We start from the raw sequence: 26,241 nt of genomic DNA, 5'->3' as shown, positions 1-26,241 counted from the left end.
AATAGTTAGAATTATGCACAATTATGTCATCCCAATAAAGCCGATTTAAACCTCAATAAAGGACAAAAGATGACAAAACGTATCGATATAGCAAAAACACAGCCAGCCGCATTAACTGCCATGATGTCTGTCGAAAATTATCTAGCAGAAACTAAACTATCGTCAACACTAAAAGAGCTAATCAAGATCCGCGCATCCATGATTAATCAGTGCGCTTATTGCATTCAAATGCATACACAAGAGGCTTTGAAAGCTGGCATATCACCACAGAAGTTATTTGCTGTATCGGCCTGGAAAGAATCTCCCCTGTTTGATGCTACTGAGCGGGCGGTACTCGCCCTCACCGATGAACTCACCCACGTTTCACAAGCGGGTCTAACCGACAGCACGTATCAAGCCGGTCTCGAGTTATTAGGTGAAGATCAGATAGCTCAAGTGATAATGCAGGTCATAATGATCAACGCCTGGAACCGTTTTGCTATCGCGACCAAGATGAAGCATTAAACAGATCCATGGCACTTCGGCTCATGGCTCTTACGCCTGTGCTGATAGTCAAAGGGTAGTCGGGGGCAAACTTGCTTGAGTGAAGTGATGGCAAACGTTCCCCGGACACCTTACTGGCTTGATACAGTTTAGGCTCTACGGCGCCAAGCCAGAAGATGGTGATGGGACGCTTCTGGGGAGTGAGGCCATAGAGGCCAAAATCTTCACCTGCCATCACAGGCTCAGATTTAACCACATTAGCCTTACCTATTTCGCCCTCGATACTGGCTTGAACTGAGCTGGCTAATTGAGGGTTATTGTAAGTAGAAGGTATCGTCTCATCTTGATGAACATAGACCACAGGCATTAAACTATCGGGCAGGCCTGCACTCATGGCTATGCCTTTGGTCATGCGCTTAATGGCTGCAATCTGTTGCTGACGAACTTGCGGGTTATAAGATCTTAGGGTGAGCTGAAGTTTCACTTCATTGGATATAATGTTGTGCTTAGCGCCCCCATGAATAGAACCCACAGTGATCACATTTGGCTCAAGGGGTGAGATTTCTCGACTCGCTATGGTCTGCAGCGCCATCACAGTGCGGGCCGCAAGCACCACAGGGTCGATAGTCATATGGGGATAGGCGCCATGGCCTCCCTTGCCTTTAATGGTGATATCCACCGAGTCGACATTAGCCAAAGCATAACCCGGCGCTATGGCCACTTTCCCCGCAGGAAGCGATGCACTGACATGCAGACCGAGAACATAGTCAGGTGTTGGAAATTCAGTGAATAAACCTTGTGCTAACATGGCTTTGGCGCCGCCGCCTACCTCTTCTGCAGGTTGTGCCACCATCATCAAGGTACCCTGCCAATCACTCTTATGCTTCACCAGCTGCTCAGCAGTGCCGATTAAACTGGTCATATGAATATCATGGCCACAGCCATGCATGATGCCAACCGATTGATGCTCGGCATCTGTTGTGGTCACTATGGATGCATAAGGTTTTCCGGTCTGCTCTATGATTGGCAAGCCATCGATATCGGCACGGATCATCACAGTGGGGCCATCGCCATTTTTAAATATACCTACCACGCCATAACCGCCGTAATTATCCGTCACCTCAAAACCCAGCGCTAAAAGCTCCTTCGCCATCCTCTTCCCCGTCGCCTTCTCTTGATAAGAAAGCTCAGGATGTTGATGCAGATGCAAATAAAGCTTCTCGAGTTTAGGCAGGGCTTTGCTGACAGATAGTGCTAATGATGAGTCAAGGCTGTTTGCATGAACCGCTAGCGGGCTCGTCATCATAAATACCAAGGCCAGTGACAGGCATATTTTAGTGAGTTTCATCGGCTGCTTCTTTTTATTTATGGAAAATTTAACAATCAAGACACATAAGCTAGCACAAAAAAATTAATAATCTGCACTGAATCGAAACAGCTAGATTGAAATAGAAGAATTGAAACAATCTAAATGCCACTAGCAAAAAGCGCAGCCCCAAGGCTGCGCTTTCAAAACACTCTACAAACTGCTAGCTCGTAATTCGTAATTTCGTAATTCGAAGCTTACGCCTTACAACTGATAATTAAAGGTCAGCTTGGCATTACGCTCTTCACCAGGCATGCCACCGAGGAACATGGCCTTGCTGTAGTACGTCTCATTGAACAGGTTGTTGACGTTCAACTGTAGCTTCCAGTTATCGGCCTGATAGCTGATGGCCGAATCGAATACCGTATAACTTGGCACATGACCATCGGGAATACCAAATGAGCTTGAGTTCGTGCTGCGATCGTCGACGTATTTTGCACCTAAGCTGATATCAATCGGGCTAGAAAGTGAGAACATATCGGCACCATAGGTGACCCAAGCACTGGCTGTCACATAAGGCACGCCCTTTTGACGAGTATCATAGCTGCTGCGATTGGGATCTTTCTTATCACGTGCATCCTGATAAACACCGTTAACGTTGATCATCCACTGCTCATTGAGGTGAGCATTCATGTCTAACTCTACACCTGTGGTCTCTTCCTTACCGTCATAGAAGCTTTTCGGTACATTTGGTCCTGAAACACCTTCTTCATAATCAGGGTTTGAGTATTGCAGATTAGTGCGTGAACTCTTAAAGAACACCAAGGAGGTCAACATCTGATCATCAAATGCCTTAATACGCATGCCTAGGTCATCACTGATAGACTCAGAATCCAGTCTATCCGAACCATCACCTTCAACACCGCCTAACATGCTATAAGCCGTACGGCCTTTGGAATGATTGACGAAAAATGACAGGTCATCGGTCGGCATATAGGTAACACCTAAGTTATAGGTAATGCCATTATCTGTGGTATCCGCTTCAGGCGTTGGCTCGGCGGCGCTGGCACGATATCTTTTATCGACACCGAAGTGCTCATAGCTTTGTTTAATCTCGTTAAACGCAACACCGACTCGTGTGGTAAAGCCATAGCCGAAATAGCCGACATGCTGTAGGCCTACGCCCCAGGCACTCACCTTCTTGTTGTAGTTACTGGTCATCAGAGGGTCGTGATCTTCAAAAGAGCCTTCAGCCCAATTTGGATTACGAATATCGTAGATGTAAGGCAATTGCCCCTGATAGATGACATCACCGGCCTTGTTCTTTATGACCTTATCGGCATCGTAAATTGAGTACTGTTTGAAACGAATATCACGGTCTTCGAAGTTCGCATTAACTAACAGCTCGTTATCTATGCCTGCCAATTCGAAGTCATATCTCAAGTCGGCGAAATACTGCCAAGAAGTCTCATCGGCCGAGACCTGACGATACTCCTGACGGCGAGCCGCAAACGGGTAGAGTACACCGTCTTCAAGCAGTGGCGCACGAGGGTCAGCATTGATGGTGCCCCTGCGATCCCAATATACATAGTTATATGCGCCAGTTTGACGGGCAAAACCTGAGCTATAATCACGATATTGCAGCTGCTGGTTGAGAAATAGATTCTCATTGAGGTAGATATTATGAGTCAGCTTAAATCTCAGCTCGTCACCTTGGTTATCTTTGGCCATTGGCGAGATAATCCCGTTATGACCAAATTCATAGGGGGTTAAACCATCACTATCGGCCAAAGAGTCGGCTAGTTGCTTACGTTGCTCATCGGTAAGTTGAATACCTTTGCCTTCTGGGTCATTGATTAAATCTTCCCAACTGGCTTCTCCGGCAGTTTTCCCGCCGACAGACTCAGCATTATAGATTCGAATTGGATGACCAATGGAATCGACTGCGATGGCATCCTTGATATAAGAAGCCGACAACATCAAGTCCTGGCTGTCATCGAACACATATTTAATTGACGTATAGACTTCATCGCGATCGGTACCTATATCACGATAGCCGTCACTGCGAGCCGTTTTAGCAACAAGACGATAAGCTAGCTTGTCAGTCAAGCCGCCCGTGCTATCGATACTTAGCGCATAGGAATCCCATTGACCCAGCTCGACACCTATATCGTGGCGACTCTCAAATTCAGGCTTCTTCTCGATAAGGTTAATCACGCCACCAGCGCTACCCATACCATACAAACCTGTCGCAGGGCCTTTGAGCACTTCTACCGATTCAACATTAGTCAGAGAGCGTGTTGGATTGAAGGTGTTACCAAGTCCTGCGCCGCCATACATACCGTCATAGGTATAGTTAGCACCTAGTCCGCGGATCACTAAATTATCACCAATACCATAGTTGTTACCCGCCTGAGTCACGCCACTGATATTGCGCACCAGATCTTGCAAATTATTCACGCCTTGAGCATTGATCAGCTCTTCATCGACGATAACTACGGCCGCTGGTGTTTCCATTAACGACATATCTGACTTGGTCGCTAGACCCGAATTCATGACCACTTGGTTTTGTCTTCCATAGACAGTGATACGCTCTACATCCTTGTTTTCCAGCTCTTCTGCTTGCACTTTTTCTGGCACTTTAACCTGCTCATTAGCAGAAAGAAGTCCAGGAAAAAAACTAGATGCACAAGCGACAGCAAGTAGTGAAAAACGAAATTGTTGCATCGATATTATCTCCCATTAGTATTATGGGCGGAATGATAATGATTATTGATAGCATTACAACAAATACATCGCATACCCGTGCAAAAAAAGTGACATTGACACCCATTTACGCAAACATCTTAATAATTTTCACATAACGAGCACCGATAGCATTAACGATGTGCTTATAAATCACTCAACGGCTTATAGACTTATAGATAAGTTAGCTGGGATGGGGGTTGGGCCATGCATTATCTTCATCGAATAAATAGGCGGCAATAACACTTCCAACCTCAATAAATTCCTGACATAAAAGCTAGGCATTAAAAGGCCAAACTCAAATATCCATTTCACTTTGGCCTACTATTCACTAATGAACCCAACAGACACCAATCAATATTTACATTTTTTTCTTCTCAGACTGGCAATAATCCCCAATCCCAATAGAGATAACAGTGAAATAGCGCCGCCGCCATAACCTTCACTACTAGAATCTCCACCATCTATATACACCTCATCGCGATCACTACTCTCCAGGGGTAAGGCATAGAGATTGTCGGTATCGTTTGAGCTTATCGTGGCGACAATATCGTCGAAACCTACTTCATAGAGGTCGATAAGCACATCGTAATAATCGGTGTAATATCCATAATGCAGGCTAGTTAATACTTCATAATCATCATCGCTAGACTCACCCACGATAGAGAATACATCGGTGGAGTCATAATGCACCCAAGGGCCCCCATCTCGGCTCAAATAGATCTCTGCGTAGACATCGGCGACCTCGACCGCATCGAGTCCGTACACATCTGCATCAAAAGTCACACTAAAGGTTTGATAAAAACCGTCACCGTCATCATCGACGAATAAGCGACTGCTAGCTTCATAGATTGAAAATTCATGGTAAATGGGATTAGAAAAGGCCTTGGGCACAGTCGACTGAGCATCATCAGCTACTGTTTTCATCCCATTTTTTTGCAGAGAATACTTAGCAGAGATATCACCACTCTTATGCTCGCTAATCACCTGTTCGCGAGTCTTTATGTCCATAGGATTAAAACTGCTTGGCTTAAGCGTAATCATTTTTTTCTCTAGCCAAGCTAATCTTGGACTTGGTTGCGACGATAACAGAGCATTTTCATCTGCAATCATTCCAACTTGTGCATCTAACTCATTGTCACTCATAGCGCTTAGTGAAGGGGTTTGCCCACCGACAGAGAACACCCCTTGAGTAGAGCGAGTATCTGAGCTATTTATCGCTTCTTCGCTTGCATAGGCACTTAGGTTAAATGTGATACAAGCCCCTACAAGCAGAGTTAATAGGGATATTCGTTTGCTGCAGCTAAGCTTAGATTTACTCGCTGAACTTGCCCCAACTCCTGTCTCTATGATTAGGCCAGTTATCGCTTTAGCATGATTATTGTTCACATTATGATTCATCATCAGAACCTCTTTATTACCTTGGTTAAGGTCATTAAAGACGATTTAAGGTGAACATAAGCTGAACGTTAAAAATGCATAAGGTAAAATTTCGAGGTGATCGCCCTCAGGCTCTGTCATATCAAGCATTGTCATCTTGGGTTCATGTTAGCTGGGTTATAAGAGTAAGGTCACCTTTAGCCTCTGAACTGACGAGTTCATCTGTTTGTTTGCTTAGACTGACTGTTTAAAACTTGTGTCTTAAGAATGGGATATTTACACTGATAACGAATAAAGGCATTTTAACATCGGACATACTCAATGAAATTGGCTTCAAGCTTAACATTAGCTTTAATCACATCGGCTTGTTTACTGTTCCCACTGCAGGGCAGTGCCACGAGTGTGACTAATCTATCTAGGGTTTCAGCTTTAAGCTCTATCAATGCGGTTAGCTTAAGTTCGATGAGCATGGCTGCTCACGCTAAAAAGTCTCCTCAAAAGTTAAAAGTCACTAGCTCTCAACAAGCTATTCAATTAGTGAAACGTCAATATCCAGGCAAGGTACTCAAGGTGCAATCGATCAAAATCCAGGGCAGTCCAGCTTACCGGGTCAAGTTATTATCCAGCTCTGGCGCGGTATTTTATGTGTCCGTCGACGCCAGAACCGGCAGTGTGCGTAGAAACTAATTTCAACCTGAAAAGTGATCACTACAAATTTTACAGAGATAAGCCAATGCGAATATTGTTAGTTGAAGATGACTTAGAACTACAAAAAAACTTAAAGCAGCACCTGCTCGATGCTAACTTTACCTTGGATGTGGCCAGTGATGGCGAAGATGGTTTATTTCAGGGCTGTGAGCATAACTATGATGCCGGGATCATAGATGTGGGCTTACCTAAGCTTAACGGTATTGAACTTATCACCAGGCTCAGAGAGCAAGAGGTAGACTTTCCTATCTTGATCTTAACCGCCCGTGATAGCTGGCAAGATAAGGTAGCAGGCTTAGATGCTGGCGCCGATGATTACCTGACTAAGCCTTTCCACCCTCAAGAGCTGATAGCCCGCCTCAATGCCTTAATACGTCGCTCGGCAGGTAAAGCCAGCCCACTGGTCCACAATGGACCTTTCAGCATAAATACCAGTACCCTAGAGGTAAAAAAGTCCGGTCACTTGATGAGTTTAAGCAGCTCGGAATACAAGCTATTTGAATTTTTTATGCTGCACCTGGGGGAAGTTAAATCTAAGACTGTACTGATTGAGCATATATACGATCAAGACTTCGACTTAGACTCTAATGTGATAGAGGTGTTTATTCGCCGGTTGCGTAAGAAGCTAGATCCTGACAACCAGCTGGGCCTGATAGAAACATTGAGGGGACAAGGTTATCGTTTAATACCACTGGCTCGCTGCGAGCAAGGCACCGAAGATAAGCCAGATGCTAGATAAGCTGTCAAACCTAATGAATTCACTCAAGGCGCGCCTGATTATCAGCGCTCTCTTGTTGATCCTTGTCTTACTGCCCTTGATTGGTTTTACCCTGAACGATGCATTCAAGCAGCAGGTCTCGGCATCGGCAAAAAATGAATTGAAAGCCTATCTCTACTCAATTTTAGCCGTGACTGAAGTGGATAACGGCCAACTTATGATGCCCGAATCTTTAGCGGAGAATCAATTTAATGTGATTCAATCGGGTCTATTTGCACTCATTTCAACTGCAAATCCTGTTAATAAAAAAAACAGAGTCACTTGGCAATCCAACTCATTTCTAGGGCTAGATTTACCCGATAATTTGCCACAACCTGAGATAGGTAAAAGTGAGTTTAAGCAGCTAGAGATTGATGGTAAGCCCCATATTATCTATAGCTACAGCGCCAGTTTTCAGCGTAATCTCATATCTGCTGATGGCCAGAGTGTTGACAATGTCGCCTTCCCAATCACGGTACACATCATTAAAGATCAGCTCGATTACCAGAACCAGATAGATCTCTTCAGTAAACGTCTTTGGAGCTGGTTACTGATCTTGATGGTTTTCCTTGTTTTAGTTCAGCTAGCTTGGCTGCTTTGGACCCTCAAGCCCTTGGCTCAGTTTACGCGAGAACTTAATGAGATAGAGCAAGGCAAGGCCATGGAGCTCAAGGCAAAATATCCCAATGAGCTACAAGCTGTAGCGAAACAACTCAACACCTTGCTCAATACCGAGCAGCGCCAGCGAAAACGTTACCGCAATGCCCTGGCTGATCTGGCCCATAGTTTAAAAACTCCACTGGCGGTGATTCAAAGCCAGAAAGATCTCAGCCAGAGTTCCTTCGAGCAGACTAATATCATCAGCCGCATCATTAGCTATCAACTCAAACGAGCCCAGACTGCAGCGGGCGCCTCCTGGCACTTAGGCATTAATGTCGTATCCGTGTCTGATAAATTAGTCAGAACCTTGCCAAAAATATATCGCGAACCTCAGATAGAGATAAGCACAAGTGTCGATGAACTGTGTATTTTCAAGGGTGACGAGGCCGATTTAACCGAAATTTTAGGTAACTTACTCGACAATGCCTGCAAAGCTGCAAAGGCCCGAGTACACCTGAGCGTCTCCATGGAAGACGCCAAACTCTGCATTAACATAGAGGATGATGGCCCGGGAGTATCACAGGAACTGGAAAGTGAAATATTCGAACGTGGTATACGTGCCGACTCCTACCAACAGGGACACGGTATAGGACTGGCCATAGTGCGTGACTTGGTGGACAGTTATCAAGGCCAACTTTCTGTGTCCCGTTCAGATGCCTTGGGCGGCGCCAAATTTAGCCTGTGTTTCAGTTAATCTGGGCTAATCCCTGCAAGATAAAATAGCATCACTTGTCAGTAAAAACTGAGCAAGTCATTTCCAAACAAGTGATGCTATTACTGATTATTTAGCCCTGACCCACCATCTCTTCATCTATGACTCGTGCTTGGGAGGAATTAAATCTCTCGGAAAACCTGACACACTCGAGTACGTCTTTAACATACAGAGGTATCCCAGAATAAAATCCCAAATCAGCTAATTTAGTTCCCGGAAGTTGAGCCATATACTTATCGGCTCGACTCGGAAACCAAGAGAATCGTAACAAGCGATCTCCCTGGTTTGTCATCAGATGGCACTTATACTCTTCACGACTTTCCTGGGCCAAAGTAGCACTGGAGCACAACATCATGACTAATACGGCTATAATAATTTTACTATTCACGGTCAATTCCCACACTTAACAAGTTTCATAGATAACTAAGCTCATGCTTAAAATCAGTTAATTAATGCTGAAAGTAATATATTTTACTTGCTCTTAACCCACCACCAACGCAATTAAGATCTCCAGGCTCACAGCCAGCTTGTGTCTTTTCATTAGGTACCGCATTGCCAATACCTATCAGATAGATATTGCTTGGCGGATGATTTCCATCGACATCTGCATCTCTAGGAGGAATGATCATTTGCGGAGTATCGGGCACAGAATCGTTAATCTTTCGATATTCAAAATCACGCTGTCCCTTGTGTAGATCGAAATTGTATAAGTAGCCCTTACCGGAAATTAAGCATTGATCACTATTTACTAAGCTGCCAGGTACATAAGACGTGAAAAATACCCGTCCATTGATGATGGTCGCTGAGGATAAGTTTTTCTCTCCACGGCGACTAAAGTCATAATACCAACCACGGGTTTTTCCAAATGAAAGGTGTTCAGCTTTCGATTTAGGCTCTGCAGCGCTGACATCGTATAAGTTGGCCAAAGTTAATGGCTCAGGTATTTTGACCTTAGTATTACCCGACTTAAAAGACGTTAATGCGACATTTCTATCTTGCAGGGTAAAAAACATATCGGCACGAGACAGATCCGAAGGCATGGCTCTATGACCACTGCCCACAACTACAGCGTCATAGGGGATATTCTGATAGGTAATAGTGGTTTTGGTAGCGCCATTAACATTATATTCAACCTCAGAGATATTATTAAACATAGTCTGGGCCACTACGGGACCTGAGAAGAAGCGGCGATTTGACGATAATGAGCCCCCACCTAAGCTAGCAAATTTAAATGCCGACCAAGTCGATTTATCTGAGGTGGCCAGATCCATACGCCATACATTCCCTCCCGTATCTGTGGCATAGATACGATCGGTTTTACCATCATCATTAGCATCTAAGACAGCTACTGAACTTGGAATACTATCAATTATGCCTGGGATTTGAGTACCACTAGAAGTGCCTACGCCAAAGTGATGAATAAGCTCACCGTCTTGTGCATTAACAATAAACACGCCACGTCCCTTAGTATCCACACTGCCAATGCTGGCACTGTCTTTTCCTGCAGGGGAATATCCTGCACCAAAAATCAATACCGGCTGCTCACCACTTTCGCCTTGAATCGTTGTCACTACTGGCGTTGACCAAGACTGGCCTAACTCAGACATGCCTTCGGAATTTGAATCTATTTTCCACATAAATTCAGGTGAATCAGGATCACTGATATCTATGGCGTAATAACTGCCTCCGCCTCGACGCATGCCAAAGAATACCCAAGCCGTCTCAATCCCTGAATCATCCATTTTTGTATAAGCAACTGGGCTAGCGTCTATGCCATAAACTGAATGAACACCGGTAGGAACATTGGCCCTTAAGATTTTAAGATTAGGTAGTAGTTCATAAGGAATAAATGCCCAAGACTCTGATACTTCTGCGCCTGCATCTTTAAACATATGAAAGAAACCGTGGTTAGTCCCAACCATGACCCTAATATCTGGATTAGCCTTATCACCAAAGTTTAACGCTAAAGGTTTCGAATGCAGCGCATCCCCCATGATATCGGTACGCCAATTTGATTTAGGAGTCGAGATTTTTTTTTGATTTTTATCATTATCGACATCTAAGCCTCTAGTCCATGAAAACAATGACGCTAGCTGAGATTCTTCCACCCCCATGTAGCTAGCTAACGAGTCCCTACCTCCTGCAAAATCAGCGGCTTCACTCTTAGTTAATATTGTCATTTCCGAAGACAAATTACTGTAAAGGGTTCGAGAACGTGCATGCTGCATAGCTGAAAGCACGCCGCCTTTAATCACTTCATTACCATCTCCGCCTGCATCGCATACTGACTTAGGTGTCCAATATGAACAGGCTTCGGCCTTAATATTGCCATCACCACCTATGGCATTTTTTCCATTCTGGTCGATAATATCGCCACTTCCGGTCACCTTGAACTTCTTTATGTTACCTGTCCAACGTGGACCCTTATTAGGAAGAAACATCGAATAATATGCATACTCAAAAGACTGGGTTCGATTAAAGTTATTACTCGCCACCGCAGGTGAAGTAAAGCTGGCATTTTTTTCGAGGATTTTATTTACTGCTTGCTGCAAAGACCCTTGTAACAACTTGGCATTGGTGGCATCGAAGTAACTCCCCCCACCAACCGCTGCGGTTTTCTTTAACAATGAGGCAGCACTAGCTGCTCCTTCACTAAAACCTATGGTGAATGTTGATACATGTTGGACCCCAGGCTCTTTAGGGTTTACATCATGGTTATTCATCCAACTGGACATGGCACTTAGATAGCTAACTGGGTAAGCAGTATGCTTATCGACCCCACCAGTCAAAGATTGAATCGCATGATTAGCAGCGCTATCCACGGTCGGCTCACCATCTGTGATATAGACAATATAGGCTTTATCTTGACATTTTTTAAGTGGTGAACTGTATACACCAGCATCGAGGATATCTGGGTCTAGAGGCGAATTTCGATTTGATTTGTAAATTCCTCGGTACCTGCCCCAACGGTCATAAGAGATATAATCGCTATCGTCATCACCAAACAGTACCGATTGCCCAGAGAAGTATCGATAGGCTTCGTACAAGGTTTCACACAATGGCGTGTTTTGTGCGTAAGTAATACTTTGTACACTCGTCAGCAGATCTATTTTTCCTTTTGACGACATGTTCTTTATGCCAGAAATAATCCGTCCGCCATCGCGTTGATTATCCCCAGGCCCGTTCATATTGAAAATCGACAAACCAAAGTCGACGCCCGGTGTGGTCAAGATCACATTTTTAATCGCATCTTTGGCCAGTTCGAGTCGTGTCTTAGTGACCTTATTTTTGACCCCATGCTCCCAACGCAAATAATCTTCGGTGTAAACAGTAATGACTCGACCTGTACCAAATCCAGTTAACGCCGCTTTGTCTGTCGCATTTCGTTTAGTCTTAGAGTTTGAACTAGCACTTGCTACAGTATAATTAATAAGGGAAGAAGGAGTACCTAAACTATCGACGGGAAGTCCTGGGTCTGCACCCGCGGCATTGCGCCACTTACTATCCTGGATATCTTCAAAACAATCGATTGCCAAGGCATTGTTAGCATTGGATCCGGTGATTTCTTTCCATGTTCCATTAGAACCGGCGAAGCGGTACTCACGAAAGAAACCGGTAAATACACCGTATTTGTTGAGATATTGCCATGAACTTTGGCAGCCGTTTATGGCCCCTGAAAATTGGCGTTTTTCATCAGCATTATCCGGGTTAGGTAAATTAGCTTTATTGGTCGGACCTCGGCTGTAATACAACTTACCAGTCTTAGCGAAATTACCCACTTTTAGCCCTCCCGCTCCTTTCACATAAGGCGCATCGACATCATAGACTCTTGCCCCCATGCTGCCAGAATTATCAAAAATAATTAGCATCTGAGGACGCGCACCTGTACGTGCAGTAGACTCGAAGACATAGAGCTGAGTATCATCTGCAAAAGAGAAGAAAGGTGCAGCAGATATGGCCAAAACGATACCGAAAAATAGGCCGAAACTATGATTTTTTAGTGAGATAATTTTAGCTAAAGGCAAAACTTGCCCTTGAGATTTAACTGCATTAACAATGAATGCAAAACAGAAATTAATCATGGTTGTTGTTTTCTTAAATGTTGGTAACAGCAAATCGACTAATACAAACAAGTCAATTTATTCCCCTAGAACACGACCTATACTCAGCGGATAACGCCACTCAATAAGTCCTAAGTCGTACAAGAGGAGCATTTAACACTTAAGAAACAGTTATTACAATAGGTAACACCTGATAATAACTATATTTACATTATTTATGTTCAACAATATTAAATACATCAGCAGATAATACCAATCGGTATAAACCTTAGAACCGATAAATTAGACCTTAGTAAATAAAAAAGTCAGCAAGCTTACGCTTACTGACTTTGAATATAGAGCTAATACCAAACGGTATTAGCAGACTGCCAAAGCTTAATCCCTCACAGCTTGAGCCTTAATGGCTTGTTCTAGCTGGGCCTCTACAAAACCGGGTGAAGTGGTTTTCGCCGAAATTAATCGATACATGGCCGGAATAACCAAAAGAGTCACGAACGTGGCGAATGCCATCCCGAAGAAGACCACAGTCCCCACGGCAATACGGCTTTCAGAACCCGCTCCCGTTGACATGATCAAGGGAACGGCACCCACTAATGTTGTGAATGCCGTCATCAGGATAGGACGTAAACGGCGCGCCGAAGCATCGATAATCGCCTGCTCTATCTCAAGCCCCTTATCACGTAGTTGGTTGGCAAATTCTACGATCAAGATGCCATTCTTGGTCACCATGCCGATCAACATGATCATGCCTATCTGACTGTAGATGTTCAGCCCTTGCCCAGTTAGGTAAAGGCCTAGAAAACCACCGAAGACGCCCATAGGTACAGTAAACATCACCACCATAGGATTGATAAAGCTTTCAAACTGAGCGGCTAACACTAGGTAAGCCACTAACAGAGCCAGTCCAAATATCACAAGTACACTAGACTGGTTCTCTTTAAAGTCTTTCGACTCGCCTGTATAGTTCACCGAGATATCACTGGGTAAGAGCTCTATGGCTTTGGAGTCGAGAAAATCTAAGGCTTGGCCTAAGGTATAACCTTCACCTAAATTGGCCTTAAGAGTGATGGATTTCTGCTTATCCGTATGACTCAATTTTTGGGCCGAGGCTACCTCTTCGATATGGGTTATCGAATCCAGTGTGATCAAGTCACCTTTACTCGAACGCATGTAGATCTGACTCAAGTCCGCCATGCTATTGAAGCTATTCTCATCGCCTCTAAGATAAACATCATACTCTTCACCGCGATCGACAAATGTGGTCTCACTGCGCCCTCCAAGCATCACCTCTAAGGTTTCTGAAACCTCGGCTACACTGATCCCAAGCTCAGCGGCGCGCTGCCTATCGACGCTCACCACCAGCTCAGGGGTTGTCTCAGAATAATCGAGATCGGCCCCCTCCAGCATAGGGCTGTGAATGGCTTCTTCCTTAAGAATTTCGGCCCACTTGAACAGCTCCTTGTAATCAGAACCGCCGATCACAAACTGCACCGGCTCACTGGATTGCCCCCTGAAGCCTGGCAACATGGGGCGAACCATCACATCAGGGATCCCCTCCAGGCTTTTAGCGACAATTGCCAACGCTTGTTGAGCATTAATATCCCTATGTTCCCAGTCTTCGAGCTGCATGATGACGAAACCCGTCTGATCGCCGGCCCGGCCACCAAATGCAGGCGCCTGCACGCTGAAAGACTTGATCACCCCTTGACCTAAGAGCGGTATTAGCTTGCTTTCAACAATATCCATGTTAGCCGTCATGCGATTATAACTGGTGCCTTCAGCCCCCTTAACGAAGGCAAAGATCACCCCTCTATCTTCCTGGGGTGCCAGCTGAGATGGCACCACTTGCATCAGGGCGGCGCTGCCGACAATACACAAGATGATCACCACAGGCGCGGCAAACCTAAATTGAATAGCCTTGACCACTGTGAGTCGATAGGCACCTTCTAGCTTATTAAGCTTAGAATCGACCCAGACATTGAAACGATTGGGTTTAACATTCGCTTTAAGCATCTTGCTGGCGAGCACAGGCGTTAACGTTAGCGCCACGATAGATGAAAAGATAACTGACATAGCCAGCATAACGGAGAACTCGGTAAACAAGCGTCCAACCATGCCTTCCATGAAACAGATTGGCAGAAAAACCATCACCAGCACCGCCGTGGTAGCAACGACCGCAAACCCCACTTCCCGTGTGCCGTTATAAGCGGCCAACAGAGGAGGTTCACCTTTCTCGATATGATGGAAGATATTCTCCACCACAACGATGGCATCATCCACTACTAGGCCGATAGACAGAATCAAGGCCATCAGGGTAAGCAAGTTAATCGAGAAACCAAAGATATTAGCGGCAATAAATGCCGAGATAAGCGAAACCGGTACGGTAACGGCAGGGATAAGTGTTGCTCTCGCCTGACCGATAAAAATATACAGCACCAGGACAACCAGTCCACCTGTGAGCAATAGCGTGCTATAGACTTCACTAATTGAGCGGTCGATAAATACCGTGGAGTCGTAATCCACCACAAGCTGAGTCCCTTCGGGCAGAAACTGCTGAATGCGCTCGACCTCGATATGGGCAGCCTTTGCCACCTTTAATGGATTAGCATCGGACTGAGCTATGATGCCTAAACTTAAGTTTGGTACCCCATCACTCTTAAATGTAGAGTTTTCATTCTCGGCGCCAACGAAAACCGAGGCGACATCTTTAAGATAAATCGGCGTGCCATCACTGGCGGTTCGAACCACTAAGTAATCAAAATCTTCTGGATTATTGTAGAGCCTGGCCGTACGCACTGTCATCACAGTGGTGTCGTTTCTGACCTCACCGCCCGGTGTTTCGATATTTTCGGCCTTTAAGCTGGCAATGATATCTGCGGTAGTGACATTACGCCCTGCCATCAACTCTGGTTTGAGCTGCACATACATCACCTTGTAAAGCCCGCCGGAGATACTCACCGAGCTCACCCCAGTGATCAAACTAAACCTGTCTTCCAACACCCTCTTGGCATAGTCAGTCAGCTGGGTTCTATCCATCACAGACGAGCTAAGATTGATATAAATTGAAGGTTCACCTGAGCCATTGTCCTTGGAGACGATTGGATCATTTGCCTCGTCGGGCAAACGGCGCTGGGCACGTGCTACCGCATCACGAACATCACTCACCCCTTCGGTAAGATCCCAGTCGAGATCGAAGCTAATGGTGATCCGCGACATGCCGTTACGGGTAACGGAAGTTATTTCATCGATACCACTTATGCCTGTGAGTTCATCTTCCAGCGCTGTGGTGATCTGGCTCTCCATGATCGTCGCCGAAGCGCCATCATAGGTGGTCATCACAGTCACAACTGGACTTTCCACATCGGGCATTTCACGTATCGCCAACTTAGAGAAGGAAACGGCGCCAAATACACACAAAAGCAGGCTTAACACGATAGCAACGACTGGGCGTTTAACCGAGATATCAGAGATCAACATTAACTTCTGTCTCCCTGGGGCTCACCTAAGGTATGTCCTGCAGTGATAGACTCATCCTGGTTTGAAAGCTCATCTACTCTCAAGCCGTCACGCATATTGACTAAACCTTGGACTACGATGCGATCACCCACGCTGAGTCCATCTGTGATAATGACTTCATCTTGAATTCGCGCCCCTAGAGTCACTTGAATTCGTTTGGCTAACTGATCTTCACCAACCCCATACACAAATCGCTTGGTACCAGAATATTCAATGGCTTGTACCGGGATAACAGGTTCTGATACGGCAGGAAAACTCAGACTCGCCGACATCATCATGCCAGGCTTTAGTTTATGATCCGTATTATCGAATTTGACCCGTACCTTAAGATTAAGGGTCTCCTGATTAATACGAGAGTCGATAGCCATTACGTGACCGGTAAAGGCACTATCGGGCCAGGCTCTGCTGGTCGCTGTGACCGTCATACCGACACTCAACATAGAGAGATAATTTTCAGGTACTTGCAAGTCGACGCGCATAGATGAGAGGTCATCGAGGGAAAGCAGCTCACTTCCAGCCGTCACCATGGCTCCGAGGCTGAAATCCAGTAAGCCAGCTGTGCCTGAAAATGGCGCCTTAATATAGTTAAATTCCAGTTCGGCCTTAGCCGACCCGAGTCTGGCGGTTGCAATATCAACACTGGCTCTTTGTGCATCGATCTCAGTCTGGGTGATGGCGTTGCGATCAATAAGCTTGAGATATTCTTTTAGCTTACGTTGTTCATCCTTAAGGTAAGCCTTAGCCTCTGACACACTAGCCTGAGGCTTAGCATCTTCGAGTTGGATGAGCAGCTGACCGGCATGGACCTCTTGGTTCGCGGTCACATGAATCACTTTTATCTTACCCGCGACTTCAGGGGAAATATAAACTGATTTATCCGCCTGCAACTTGCCTACTAAGGAGATAGTTTGAGATAACTGATGCTGTTCGACAACACCAGTAACCACTGGTACTACACGCGGCGCACGAGCCGACTTATCATTAGGTTTGTGCGCCTGAGTCAAGCTACTGAACGAAGCGACAAGGGCTATCACGATAAGAATGGGGATCAACAGCAGACTTTTTTTCATTGATGATTTATCTTTTAATACCAAGGGTGGTGAATTGCCACTATTTTAAAGAAAAACTAGCCTTCATAGGGTAAAGCTTTGTAAAGCACCGCAAATTTCTAGTGTTTATTAGACAATATCTTGTAACAGGCCATGACTGGAAACGATTCTGTAACTAGGGGCAAACCAAAGCCACACAAGTAAACACCGCCAGACACAAGTTATCCCCATTAAACACATGACTAAATAATCAATGCAGCCAATCTAAACTCCCTTTATCTCTTGAGTGAAGGCTAATGGCAATTGGTATAAACTGCTTCGATAATCCACACCGCCAAGATGCTTGGCACCTATGAGACATACAAATTGCAATTAATTTGGCTAGACAATCAAAATCGCAGAGGCGTCTATGGCTTTTACCGCAGTTACATGCCCTACGCACGTATTAGTCGAAAAGAGCAGATAGCCTTATTGATAAATGATGTTGAAACTTTGTCTCCAGACTCTGGCATCAAAGCAAAACAGATAAATGATGATCAGCACACTTGTCACTATGACTCAGACATCAAAGCTAAGCAGATTATTGCAGCTATTAGGCTTAGGCCTATCGGAGAATTTAACTTACTGATAGGTATGCTGGTACATCCGGACCACAGAGGCAAAGGCATAGGTCATCAAGTCTTGAATGGAATAGCAGATAAACTGCTATCAAACGAAACCTATCTGTTTGCTCTGCCACACTTGGTGGGATTTTACCAAAATCATGGATTTAGCCAAGATATCCAAGCCCCAAATGATATCCAACAGCTTTTTGATAAATACACCAGCCAAGATAAAGACTTAGTAATGATGGGCTATATCCAGATAAACAATTAAATTCGATGATTTAATTGTTTATCTGGCAGTGTGCTGGCCTTGGTTAGCTAAACAAGCGAGTCGATTATTTAACTTTTCTCTTGCTCTAATACAGAAACAGCTTCTTGTCCCGGTTCTTGTCCTAATACAGGTACTGATACAGAACACAGCCAAGGCATCGCCTTGATCAACTTATAAGCCAACCAGATCATCACAGAAGTGGCGACAACAGCGACCAGAATTGGCTAGGTTTGGATAAATAATAGAGTCGATTATTTAACTTTTCTCTTGCTCTAATACAGAAACAGCTTCTTGTCCCGGTTCTTGTCCTAATACAGGTACTGATACCGAACACAACCAAGGCATCGCCTTGATCAACTTATAAGCCAACCAGATCATCACAGAAGTGGCGACAACAGCGACCAAAATAGAGCTAGTTCGATAAATGATGGCGAAGAAGGCGTCTTGCTGTCCAGGCACTAAAGTTTTAGTCAAAGGAATCGTCAGCGCCGAGATGGCTGAGAAACCTATTCCCGCCCATACAGCATCCTTAGCTAACCAGCGACAGAAGATCCCCGCGGCGATGGCATATGACAAAATATAGAGTACAGGGTTATCGGACATATTATAGAGCACTAGTTGAATGGCCATGCCAGCCATACAACCGGCCACTGTGCCTATGATGCGAATTTTTGCCGCCATTGCGGAGCCCACCAGCGTCATAGGAGCCAGTATGACCAAGATACTCGCCTGGGCCGATAGGGAGTCATTCAGGTTAGCCACCTGAAAAACGATAAACGCCGCCATAGCGACCAACCACCCCAAGGCAGTTTGTTCCAATATGGCTTGGGGATCTCTATCTTGTGCTTGTACGCTCATTGTGGGCTTATCAACTACCGGATCAGGGAAACAATAAAAAGCCAGACCACAGATAGGCACAGTCATTAGAGTGGCAATCCAGATCCCTACAATGAAGTTTTCTAAATCGAATGCTTGGTAGCTACCGAAATTGAGAAATATAGAACCTATCAACAGGCCTATGTAACCAAATAAGTAGGTCGACTTACTCCGCATAGCAAAGCACTTGAAGAGTAGCATTATACCAACGGCTATTAGCATCAGCACTGGGTAAGGCTGCAAAAATCCGATGATTAGGCTCACCTGAATACCCACCCATAATACACTCAATATAAACTGAACAAATAATCCGGTATTCCATCTATTCAGATTCACTAAGACAAACACAGGAAACAAGGCCATAAACATGGCATTTGACCACCCAAGGAGTGTACTTATGGTAACGCCCAACACACAGGCAAACCAGATCCTTAATGGTTTCATCTTACCTCCAAAAAATACTCAGTCTAAAACAGAAAATAAACCATAGTGATAGCGCGAATAAACAGGGCTTCAACAGGTTCAAAAACAGCAGCAAGCAGCAGAGTAACGCTGACTCCCTGGATCACACGGGTCGTAGTTTCTCTTTTAACTGGCTTACTTTTTGATGGTGACATCCTAGTTACCTTTTTACTCGTTCCAGTCTAAATTGATCCGTGATCAATACACATAATGGAATAGACTCACCATGCGTATAAGTAGTCCACCAAAGAAATTAAACACTATATTATCGGTTGGGTAAATAACAACCGTTGCACGAGAACCGACAAATAAATTATCTGGCAGTTGAGTGTCAGGCTTGAAGTTAACCCTGACTCTCTGGGCATCACGAACCCAACGATTACTGGTCACGACCGATGACAGCTGACCATTAGCAACTTGCTGAGCCGATGCCACACCAAAATCACGACTGGACACCTCTAAGGTCAAGATTTCCCCGGGAATGCCATCGAAGGTGACTTCAGCTTCCATGCCAGGTTTCAGCATGGAAGTGGCCTTCTCTCTGAAATCGGCGGTGATCCACAGAGAATCCGTAGGAATAAATGTGAGAAGAGGCTGGTTAGTGCTGGCAAAACTGCCTTTATGTAGTTGTAGATTAGTTACCACACCGTCACTGGGCGCTTTTATCAGAGTGTGTGAGAAATCTAACTTAGCTTGAGCTAAACTCGTCTCTGCCGAGTGTACTAGGCTACTGTCCCCCTCACCACCGCCAAGCTGAGTCTCGATGGCCTTGAGCTGGGCCTTAGCTGCAACTAGTTTCGCCGAGCTTTCATCTCTCAGTGTTCTGGTCGAATCAAGCTGAGACTCAGAAACTGCACCAGTAGTCGACAACTTAGATATTCTTTGATAATCCCTAAGGGCATTGTCAGCTGCTGCGGTACTTGTGGTTATGTTCGCTTTCGCCGCTGCGGCTTGAGCATAAAGTGACGACTCGCCCTCGATGGCCTGCTTTAAATTCAACTCAGCCATAGTAACTGCTAACTTAAACTTACGGTCATCTATGCTGAACAACTGGTCTCCAGACTTAACCAGCTGGTTATTGATGACATCCACTTGGGTTATATAGCCCGAAACTTCAGGGGCTAATTGCACGACAAAGCCCTGTACCCGACTCTCTGTCGTCATTGGAGCATAGCGATCGGCCATAACCAAATAGAGGAAAGTCACCACGAACATGATGATCAGCACCGTCATCCAACGTCTGAATTTTTTCTCTGCAAGCTCCATACTATCTCCTTTTCATCTTAGCAGACCATTATATACTACTAGTTTTGTTACAAATAGCCTGTATCATAGGCCATAAGCGTCCTAAAAGTAGGACGGTACATCACATAGCCAGCAATAGCTTATGGATTAACAGATGCCAAGCTTCGACGATATCAATTTATTTGTGCAAACAGTACGACATCAAGGGATAAGTTCAGCCGCAAAGGCCAATGGATTACAGCGATCCAAGGTTAGTAGGCGCTTACAAGAACTAGAAAAACAGCTAGGCTACCAGCTACTCATCCGCACGACCCGCAACATAGAACTGACTGAACGTGGACGATGGTTATTTGAACAAGTGGACGCTCCCCTCAACAAATTAAACGAAGCGATTAACTTGATGCAGACTGAGCGAATGGAACCTCAGGGAAAAATGCGCCTGGCCATCCCTCCCGCTCTCGGCATGACAGAAATATTTTCTAACGTTATCGAGGATTACGTCAATCAATATCCTGATGTAAGGCTAGAAGTAGAACATCAGAAACAAGCTATCGATTTGAGAAGAACCGATACGGATCTACAGATCCTGCCAAGTTACATAGGCACATTACACGATGACTATGTTCAACAGCACTTACTCTATTTGAGATTTTGCATGGTCGCATCCAAAAGTTATCTGAGTCAGTTTGGTACGCCTAAGCAGGTCTGTGACTTAGGGTCTCATCAACTATTGGCGAGTCGCTATAACAGAAGCCTACTACCGACAGATTTCGAGTATCACCTTTACAGCGATGACCTACTGCTGCTCATCAGGCTGGCAAAATTAGGCAAAGGAGTAGCGCTATTACCCAGGTTACTGGTGGAAAAAGATCTACAAGACGCTAGCTTGATTGAAATCTTAGACCAAAAGAGTTTTACCCAACTTAAACTCACCTTGATCTATCCATCTCAACCTTACTTGCCAGAGAAGACCCGAGCCATGGTTAAGCTATTGAGAGAGTCCTTAAAGCAAGATACATGATGTCTTAAAATAATTAGCGCAAAGGGTCCATGACTCACTTGTGCTGCCATAGATAAATGAGTAAGAATGTGGTCCACACATAATCCATAGCGAAGCTAAGTATGACCAACAAAAAAATAGCCATCTTCGTCGATGTACAGAATATTTACTACACCTGCCGTCAGGCCTATGGCCGCCAGTTTAATTACCGCAAGTTATGGCAGCACATTATCCACGAAGGCGATATTGTCTCGGCTACGGCCTATGCGATTCACAAAGGCGATGATGGTCAGCTTAAATTTCAAGATGCACTCAAACACATAGGCTTCGATATTAAGCTAAAACCGTTTATTCAACGCAGCGATGGGTCGGCAAAAGGCGATTGGGACGTGGGAATTGCCATCGATGTGATGGAAGCAGCTACGGAAGTTGATACTATCATCCTACTCTCGGGTGATGGTGATTTCGACTTACTCATGCTCAAGGTTTATCAAAAATATGGAGTCGACACCCAAGTTTATGGTGTGCCAGCACTCACAGCCAAGTCTCTTATCGATGCCAGCTGTAAATTTATTGAAATCGATGAGGCTTTACTGCTGTAACTCTTGGACGATTGGAAGTTGGAAGTTGGAAGTTGGAAGTTGGAAGTTGGAAGGTTTAAGAAAAACAGTAAAAAACAAAAACAAAACTTTAAATCTATAAAACAATGAGTTAACGATTAACATTAATGCTTGAGCATCATGAAATTTGAATAAATAGATTTATTTATGATCTCTGGTGAACTTTCCACGAGATAGTGACTCTGATTATAGGTAGCAAGCTAAAGTGTAATTTTTTTCATATTTTCATCATGGTTCATCACCTCCCTTTAGAGAACTCACTGAGCTCTCAACTGTAAGGTAAGTTCATCTGCTAGCGCTTAGTACTTACCATTGCAGAACTTATTCTATTAAGAATGTTTGGCACCTCCTTGAGGTGCCATTTTTTTTGCTTTCAATCACTCACTACAAACAAATACTCTTGTCTAACTGAACCACAATCGATGGATGATAGCCTAGTCTCGCCTGGCTATATATTTGCTTCACCTCTTGGTCATAGCCGGCAATTTGTAATTCTAAATAGAGCGGCCTGACAAACTTACCGCGACCAATACGAATAAGATACTCACTCAATGCGGGTAACACAGGGTCATAATGATTACGGATCGCGACCTTAAACCAATCACAGGCAATTTCGGCATTAGTCGATTGAGTCAGATTAAAGCATTCATCCAACTCCATCAGCTGCTCTTGACTCAGAGCCTCAGGCAATGAATTTAAGAAGTACTGCCAATGATGAACCCGCCAGCTATCTGTCTCTAACAAGCTTGCTTGTGTGCCATTTAGCCAAGAATCGATAGCAGCTTCGACTTTATCTAAACTGTTTGATACTGGTGGAGTAAACCAGTCAGGCATACCACAGCCATAGACCCACTCCAGCAGCTCAGCCTCGCTGAGCTTATCACCATGTTCTACAATCAGTGTCTGCTTGGCATATTCGATAAAGGTTTCCGTGGTTATCGCCTCGAATGCAAAGTGCTGCACATAGGTATAGAGAAACTTATCGAAAGCCTCACGACCCAAGCGACGCTCGAGATCATGGACAAACATCGACGCCTTATCATAAGTGAAACGATCGAAGGCCTCATTAGGATCTTGAGTCTGCACATTGGCCGGCAAGTTCTGCTTGGCAAGCTCTGTGCTTGCCAGCTCCTCTTTCAAGCGGCCATATTCTAATACCACTTCCAGTTCAGCTTGCTCTTTACCAAACACAGCCTCGACGATACGGTTAGTAAAATAAGTGGTAAACCCCTCATTAAGCCAGAGATCACGCCAGGTGGCATTGCTGACAAGGTTGCCAGTCCAAGAGTGAGCCAGTTCATGAGCCACGGTAGACACCAGACTCTTGTCTCCTGCGATCAGGGTCGGCGTAATAAATGCCAAGCGTGGGTTTTCCATGCCACCAAAGGGGAAACTAGGTGGTAAAACTATCATGTCATAACGCCCCCAAGGATAAGGCCCCAGCAGAGACTCGGCGATTTCTACCATTTTCTCGGTATCTTCAAACTCTTTGACCGCCGCGGCTAATATTTCGGGCTCGGCATAGACCCCAGTGCGTTGGCCTATGTTACCAAAAGCCAGATCACCCACAGCTATGGCCAAGAGATGAGTCGGCATAGGCTTCTCCATGGAGAAAAAGAACTCCCCGTCCAGACTCGCAGTTGCATCATTCATGGCGCTCATCACTGCTCGCATGCCAACGGGCACCTTAACATTCGCTTCGAAAGTAATGCGGGCCTTAGGGCTATCTTGCAAGGGGATCCAGCTTCTGGCATTAACCGGTTGAGATTGGCTAAATAGAAATGGCAAAGACTTACCACTTGTCTGCTCTGGCGTTAGCCATTGCAGACCTTGGGCATTGGGTGAGGTCTGATAATGCAACTTCACACTTGGCGTCTGGTTCACCAAAGAGATATTGAGCCTCTCACCTAAAATTGGATCTTGTTTATCTAGACAAAAATCCAAAGACTCACCCTTGTCATCTTCGACGCTAAGAATGGTGAGGTCTCGAAGATCTAACCACAAATGACGACAACGAGTATCGATATAATCCAGCGCTAATTCGGCAACACCCGCTAACCGCTTAGCTTCAAAATCGACATCGAGTTCTAATGTTAAATGCTTGACTCGAATTTCATCTACATTGGCAAATGAATGATAGTCACGATTGTTATCCCATTGGTTTGACACTAGATTTTCCTTTTTAGCAAATACGAATTAACTGCAATCTCAAATATAAACAGCCTGACACATGTAAATTACGTTCAACTGGCCTTGTCCTAGGTAACGAACACCATGAATTATAATGATTATCTTAACCACAGCCGCTTAACATGTCATTGCAATTGACTTCATTTAACTTAGATGAAACACTTGGGAATATTGTATACAAAAAGACATATTGAGGAAACACGCCGTGAAAACATTTAAGCTGTTGTCATTAACGGGCCTGCTCAGTCTGAGCGCCTGTCATTCATCGGTTCAAGAAGATCCAGAAAGTCTAGCCGCGGTCTTATCTCAAAATTATGCCTGTAGTGACACCATAGTCATACGCTCACAAGCCCTAACAGAAGAACAGATAGCCGATGCTTGTAAGCTCATGGGCAAACAAGAAGCTAGATTTCATCAGCTATTTGGCACTGAAGGTAAGCCTGTTGATAACGACAACAACATGAGTATGCGCGCCAACGTCTATCATTCTCGTGAAGATTACACTAAGTATGTAACTGCTCACTTCGATGTACCCAGCGATAATGGCGGCATGTTCCTCGAAGGCTTACCTGGTCAAGCAGGCAATCAGGCAGAATTTGTCGCCTACGAGAAGAAGGGACAGATTTGGAATTTAGCCCATGAATATGTGCATTATCTCGATGGCCACTTCAACTTATATGGTGATTTTTGTGCCTCACTGCACGACTCTCATAGTGCACCTGAATACTGCCCTAAGCCTGCCCCACTCCTACCTTACTTAATTTGGTGGAGCGAAGGATTAGGTGAATATATCGCTCAAGGAGATGATAACCAAGCCGCCATCGACTTAGCGGCAAAATCTCTATTAGACAATACCAGTTACCCCTTGAGTGAGCTGTTTAATACCGGCTACGAGAAAAATGGTGGCACCGACAGAGTCTATCGTTGGGGATATTTATCGGTTCGCTTCATGATGGAAAACCACAAGGATAAAATTGATACCATGCTCACCTTCACCCGCAAGGGAGACTATCCAAGGTATCAAGCTCTGGTAAATCAATGGGGCACGAGTATGGACGATGAATTCAAGGCCTGGTTGGTTAAACTCAGCAGTTAATCTTGTTGGTTTTAAAAGCTTAATCAAATTGGAATATTAGTTGAATAAACTTGGTTGAAGACACTTTATTGGAAATATTTTTTAGTTTTTCCAATAAAAAATGAACTATCCGGATAAATGGGACTCTGATTATATGAACCGAATTTTTGGCTTCTGTTTAAGCTTAAATTGAAGCTGTTTTCATTGTTCATCATAACTCCCTTTTAGATAGTTTCTAGCGCGACTGTCACCCTATTCCAAATTTGGAACATGTAGCGACCTGATTAGGTCGCTTTTTTTTGTTTAAATTTTAAATGAAACGCTAAAGAGTTAAGAAGCTTATCCTAGGAACTTGTATTAAAAACCAAGATCAAAAAAGGCCTCATCTGAGGCTTGCTGTAAGCTTGTAAGTTATTGATTTATATTGGCACCATAGTTTTGGCGTCCACGCATTGACCACACGTAACCGTTAGCAAAATAAAAAACCGCCTTAACTGGCGGTTTTTTTGCTTTATGACAG

At 44.6% G+C, this 26,241-nt stretch carries 19 protein-coding genes; 8 read left to right on the top strand and 11 right to left on the bottom strand.

What is annotated here, in order from left to right:
• The first annotated feature begins 69 nt into the window (after window positions 1-69).
• On the top strand, window positions 70-504 hold the full coding sequence (locus SVI_RS05515) for a carboxymuconolactone decarboxylase family protein (RefSeq protein WP_013050463.1): 435 nt from the start codon (window positions 70-72) through the stop codon (window positions 502-504).
• On the opposite strand, the gene SVI_RS05510 is transcribed toward SVI_RS05515, so the two are convergent.
• The 3 genes from SVI_RS05510 to SVI_RS20670 all read right to left on the bottom strand — a co-directional run bounded on the left by SVI_RS05510 (window position 479) and on the right by SVI_RS20670 (window position 5,938).
• A complete protein-coding gene (locus SVI_RS05510) occupies window positions 479-1,831 on the bottom strand; it encodes an amidohydrolase (RefSeq protein ID WP_013050462.1) in 1,353 nt (450 codons plus the stop codon). The two genes, SVI_RS05515 and SVI_RS05510, sit on opposite strands and share 26 nt — an antisense overlap.
• A gap of 222 nt (window positions 1,832-2,053) precedes the next feature.
• Entirely contained in the window at window positions 2,054-4,516 is a 2,463-nt protein-coding gene (locus tag SVI_RS05505; RefSeq protein WP_013050461.1) for a TonB-dependent receptor, read from the bottom strand.
• Between the two features lie 372 nt (window positions 4,517-4,888).
• Complete coding sequence (locus SVI_RS20670; RefSeq protein ID WP_013050459.1) at window positions 4,889-5,938, bottom strand: choice-of-anchor H family protein; 1,050 nt, start codon at window positions 5,936-5,938, stop codon at window positions 4,889-4,891.
• Window positions 5,939-6,235: 297 nt separating this feature from the next.
• Between SVI_RS20670 and SVI_RS21835 the strand changes: the two genes are divergently transcribed.
• From SVI_RS21835 to SVI_RS05485, 3 genes are read left to right on the top strand one after another with little or no spacing between them, the layout of a single operon-like run.
• Window positions 6,236-6,601: a PepSY domain-containing protein gene (locus SVI_RS21835; RefSeq protein ID WP_013050458.1), complete on the top strand. Its 366-nt coding sequence runs from the start codon at window positions 6,236-6,238 to the stop codon at window positions 6,599-6,601.
• A gap of 46 nt (window positions 6,602-6,647) precedes the next feature.
• Window positions 6,648-7,361 carry a response regulator transcription factor gene (locus SVI_RS05490; protein ID WP_013050457.1) on the top strand — a complete coding sequence of 238 codons (714 nt, stop codon included), beginning with the start codon at window positions 6,648-6,650 and terminating at the stop codon, window positions 7,359-7,361.
• Window positions 7,351-8,733, top strand: a complete 1,383-nt coding sequence (locus SVI_RS05485; RefSeq protein WP_013050456.1) for an ATP-binding protein — start codon at window positions 7,351-7,353, stop codon at window positions 8,731-8,733. The genes SVI_RS05490 and SVI_RS05485 overlap by 11 nt, the downstream gene beginning before the upstream one ends.
• Window positions 8,734-8,824: 91 nt before the next feature.
• Here the strand turns inward: SVI_RS05485 and SVI_RS05480 are convergent, their stop codons facing one another.
• From SVI_RS05480 to SVI_RS05465, 4 genes are all read right to left on the bottom strand, one after another.
• Window positions 8,825-9,139, bottom strand: a complete 315-nt coding sequence (locus SVI_RS05480; protein ID WP_013050455.1) for a TapY2 family type IVa secretion system protein — start codon at window positions 9,137-9,139, stop codon at window positions 8,825-8,827.
• 61 nt (window positions 9,140-9,200) lie between these two features.
• Window positions 9,201-12,833 carry a pilus assembly protein gene (locus tag SVI_RS05475; RefSeq protein ID WP_041419722.1) on the bottom strand — a complete coding sequence of 1,211 codons (3,633 nt, stop codon included), beginning with the start codon at window positions 12,831-12,833 and terminating at the stop codon, window positions 9,201-9,203.
• Between the two features lie 354 nt (window positions 12,834-13,187).
• Window positions 13,188-16,289, bottom strand: coding sequence for a multidrug efflux RND transporter permease subunit (locus SVI_RS05470; protein WP_013050453.1), 3,102 nt, complete (start codon window positions 16,287-16,289; stop codon window positions 13,188-13,190).
• Window positions 16,289-17,398 (bottom strand): efflux RND transporter periplasmic adaptor subunit, encoded by a 1,110-nt coding sequence (locus SVI_RS05465; RefSeq protein WP_013050452.1) that lies wholly within the window; start codon window positions 17,396-17,398, stop codon window positions 16,289-16,291. The genes SVI_RS05470 and SVI_RS05465 overlap by 1 nt, the downstream gene beginning before the upstream one ends.
• Window positions 17,399-17,743: 345 nt before the next feature.
• On the opposite strand from SVI_RS05465, the gene SVI_RS05460 reads away from it, so the two are divergent.
• A complete protein-coding gene (locus SVI_RS05460) occupies window positions 17,744-18,253 on the top strand; it encodes a GNAT family N-acetyltransferase (RefSeq protein ID WP_041420225.1) in 510 nt (169 codons plus the stop codon).
• Between the two features lie 255 nt (window positions 18,254-18,508).
• On the opposite strand, the gene SVI_RS05455 is transcribed toward SVI_RS05460, so the two are convergent.
• From SVI_RS05455 to SVI_RS05450, 3 genes are read right to left on the bottom strand one after another with little or no spacing between them, the layout of a single operon-like run.
• A complete protein-coding gene (locus SVI_RS05455) occupies window positions 18,509-19,573 on the bottom strand; it encodes a DUF2955 domain-containing protein (protein WP_013050449.1) in 1,065 nt (354 codons plus the stop codon).
• 23 nt (window positions 19,574-19,596) lie between these two features.
• Entirely contained in the window at window positions 19,597-19,746 is a 150-nt protein-coding gene (locus SVI_RS21685; RefSeq protein ID WP_013050448.1) for a hypothetical protein, read from the bottom strand.
• A gap of 43 nt (window positions 19,747-19,789) precedes the next feature.
• Window positions 19,790-20,857, bottom strand: coding sequence for an HlyD family secretion protein (locus tag SVI_RS05450; RefSeq protein WP_013050447.1), 1,068 nt, complete (start codon window positions 20,855-20,857; stop codon window positions 19,790-19,792).
• Window positions 20,858-20,990: 133 nt separating this feature from the next.
• Here SVI_RS05450 and SVI_RS05445 point away from each other — a divergent pair, with 133 nt between their 5' ends.
• Both SVI_RS05445 and SVI_RS05440 read left to right on the top strand, forming a co-directional pair.
• Window positions 20,991-21,857: a LysR family transcriptional regulator gene (locus tag SVI_RS05445; protein WP_013050446.1), complete on the top strand. Its 867-nt coding sequence runs from the start codon at window positions 20,991-20,993 to the stop codon at window positions 21,855-21,857.
• A gap of 101 nt (window positions 21,858-21,958) precedes the next feature.
• The gene (locus tag SVI_RS05440; RefSeq protein ID WP_013050445.1) at window positions 21,959-22,438 is read left to right on the top strand and encodes a LabA-like NYN domain-containing protein; all 480 of its coding nucleotides are present in this window, start codon (window positions 21,959-21,961) and stop codon (window positions 22,436-22,438) included.
• A 402-nt stretch (window positions 22,439-22,840) separates the two neighbouring features.
• On the opposite strand, the gene SVI_RS05435 is transcribed toward SVI_RS05440, so the two are convergent.
• Window positions 22,841-24,625, bottom strand: coding sequence for a M1 family metallopeptidase (locus SVI_RS05435; protein ID WP_013050444.1), 1,785 nt, complete (start codon window positions 24,623-24,625; stop codon window positions 22,841-22,843).
• 226 nt (window positions 24,626-24,851) lie between these two features.
• On the opposite strand from SVI_RS05435, the gene SVI_RS05430 reads away from it, so the two are divergent.
• Window positions 24,852-25,742: a collagenase gene (locus SVI_RS05430; protein ID WP_041419721.1), complete on the top strand. Its 891-nt coding sequence runs from the start codon at window positions 24,852-24,854 to the stop codon at window positions 25,740-25,742.
• Window positions 25,743-26,241 lie beyond the last annotated feature (499 nt).

Origin of the sequence: Shewanella violacea DSS12, from assembly GCF_000091325.1 — a bacterium.
Taxonomy (GTDB): domain Bacteria; phylum Pseudomonadota; class Gammaproteobacteria; order Enterobacterales; family Shewanellaceae; genus Shewanella; species Shewanella violacea.
Note: the sequence above shows the minus strand (reverse complement) of the source record. Positions and strands in the feature narration are given on the sequence as shown.

Excerpts from the sequence above, each read along its gene's own strand:
- SVI_RS05515 (WP_013050463.1), top strand. The coding sequence starts at position 70 with ATGACAAAACGTATCGATATAGCAAAAACACAGCCAGCCGCATTAACT.
- SVI_RS05510 (WP_013050462.1), bottom strand. The coding sequence starts at position 1,831 with ATGAAACTCACTAAAATATGCCTGTCACTGGCCTTGGTATTTATGATG.
- SVI_RS05505 (WP_013050461.1), bottom strand. The coding sequence starts at position 4,516 with ATGCAACAATTTCGTTTTTCACTACTTGCTGTCGCTTGTGCATCTAGT.
- SVI_RS20670 (WP_013050459.1), bottom strand. The coding sequence starts at position 5,938 with ATGATGAATCATAATGTGAACAATAATCATGCTAAAGCGATAACTGGC.
- SVI_RS21835 (WP_013050458.1), top strand. The coding sequence starts at position 6,236 with ATGAAATTGGCTTCAAGCTTAACATTAGCTTTAATCACATCGGCTTGT.
- SVI_RS05490 (WP_013050457.1), top strand. The coding sequence starts at position 6,648 with ATGCGAATATTGTTAGTTGAAGATGACTTAGAACTACAAAAAAACTTA.
- SVI_RS05485 (WP_013050456.1), top strand. The coding sequence starts at position 7,351 with ATGCTAGATAAGCTGTCAAACCTAATGAATTCACTCAAGGCGCGCCTG.
- SVI_RS05475 (WP_041419722.1), bottom strand. The coding sequence starts at position 12,833 with ATGATTAATTTCTGTTTTGCATTCATTGTTAATGCAGTTAAATCTCAA.
- SVI_RS05470 (WP_013050453.1), bottom strand. The coding sequence starts at position 16,289 with ATGTTGATCTCTGATATCTCGGTTAAACGCCCAGTCGTTGCTATCGTG.
- SVI_RS05465 (WP_013050452.1), bottom strand. The coding sequence starts at position 17,398 with ATGAAAAAAAGTCTGCTGTTGATCCCCATTCTTATCGTGATAGCCCTT.
- SVI_RS05455 (WP_013050449.1), bottom strand. The coding sequence starts at position 19,573 with ATGAAACCATTAAGGATCTGGTTTGCCTGTGTGTTGGGCGTTACCATA.
- SVI_RS21685 (WP_013050448.1), bottom strand. The coding sequence starts at position 19,746 with ATGTCACCATCAAAAAGTAAGCCAGTTAAAAGAGAAACTACGACCCGT.
- SVI_RS05450 (WP_013050447.1), bottom strand. The coding sequence starts at position 20,857 with ATGGAGCTTGCAGAGAAAAAATTCAGACGTTGGATGACGGTGCTGATC.
- SVI_RS05445 (WP_013050446.1), top strand. The coding sequence starts at position 20,991 with ATGCCAAGCTTCGACGATATCAATTTATTTGTGCAAACAGTACGACAT.
- SVI_RS05440 (WP_013050445.1), top strand. The coding sequence starts at position 21,959 with ATGACCAACAAAAAAATAGCCATCTTCGTCGATGTACAGAATATTTAC.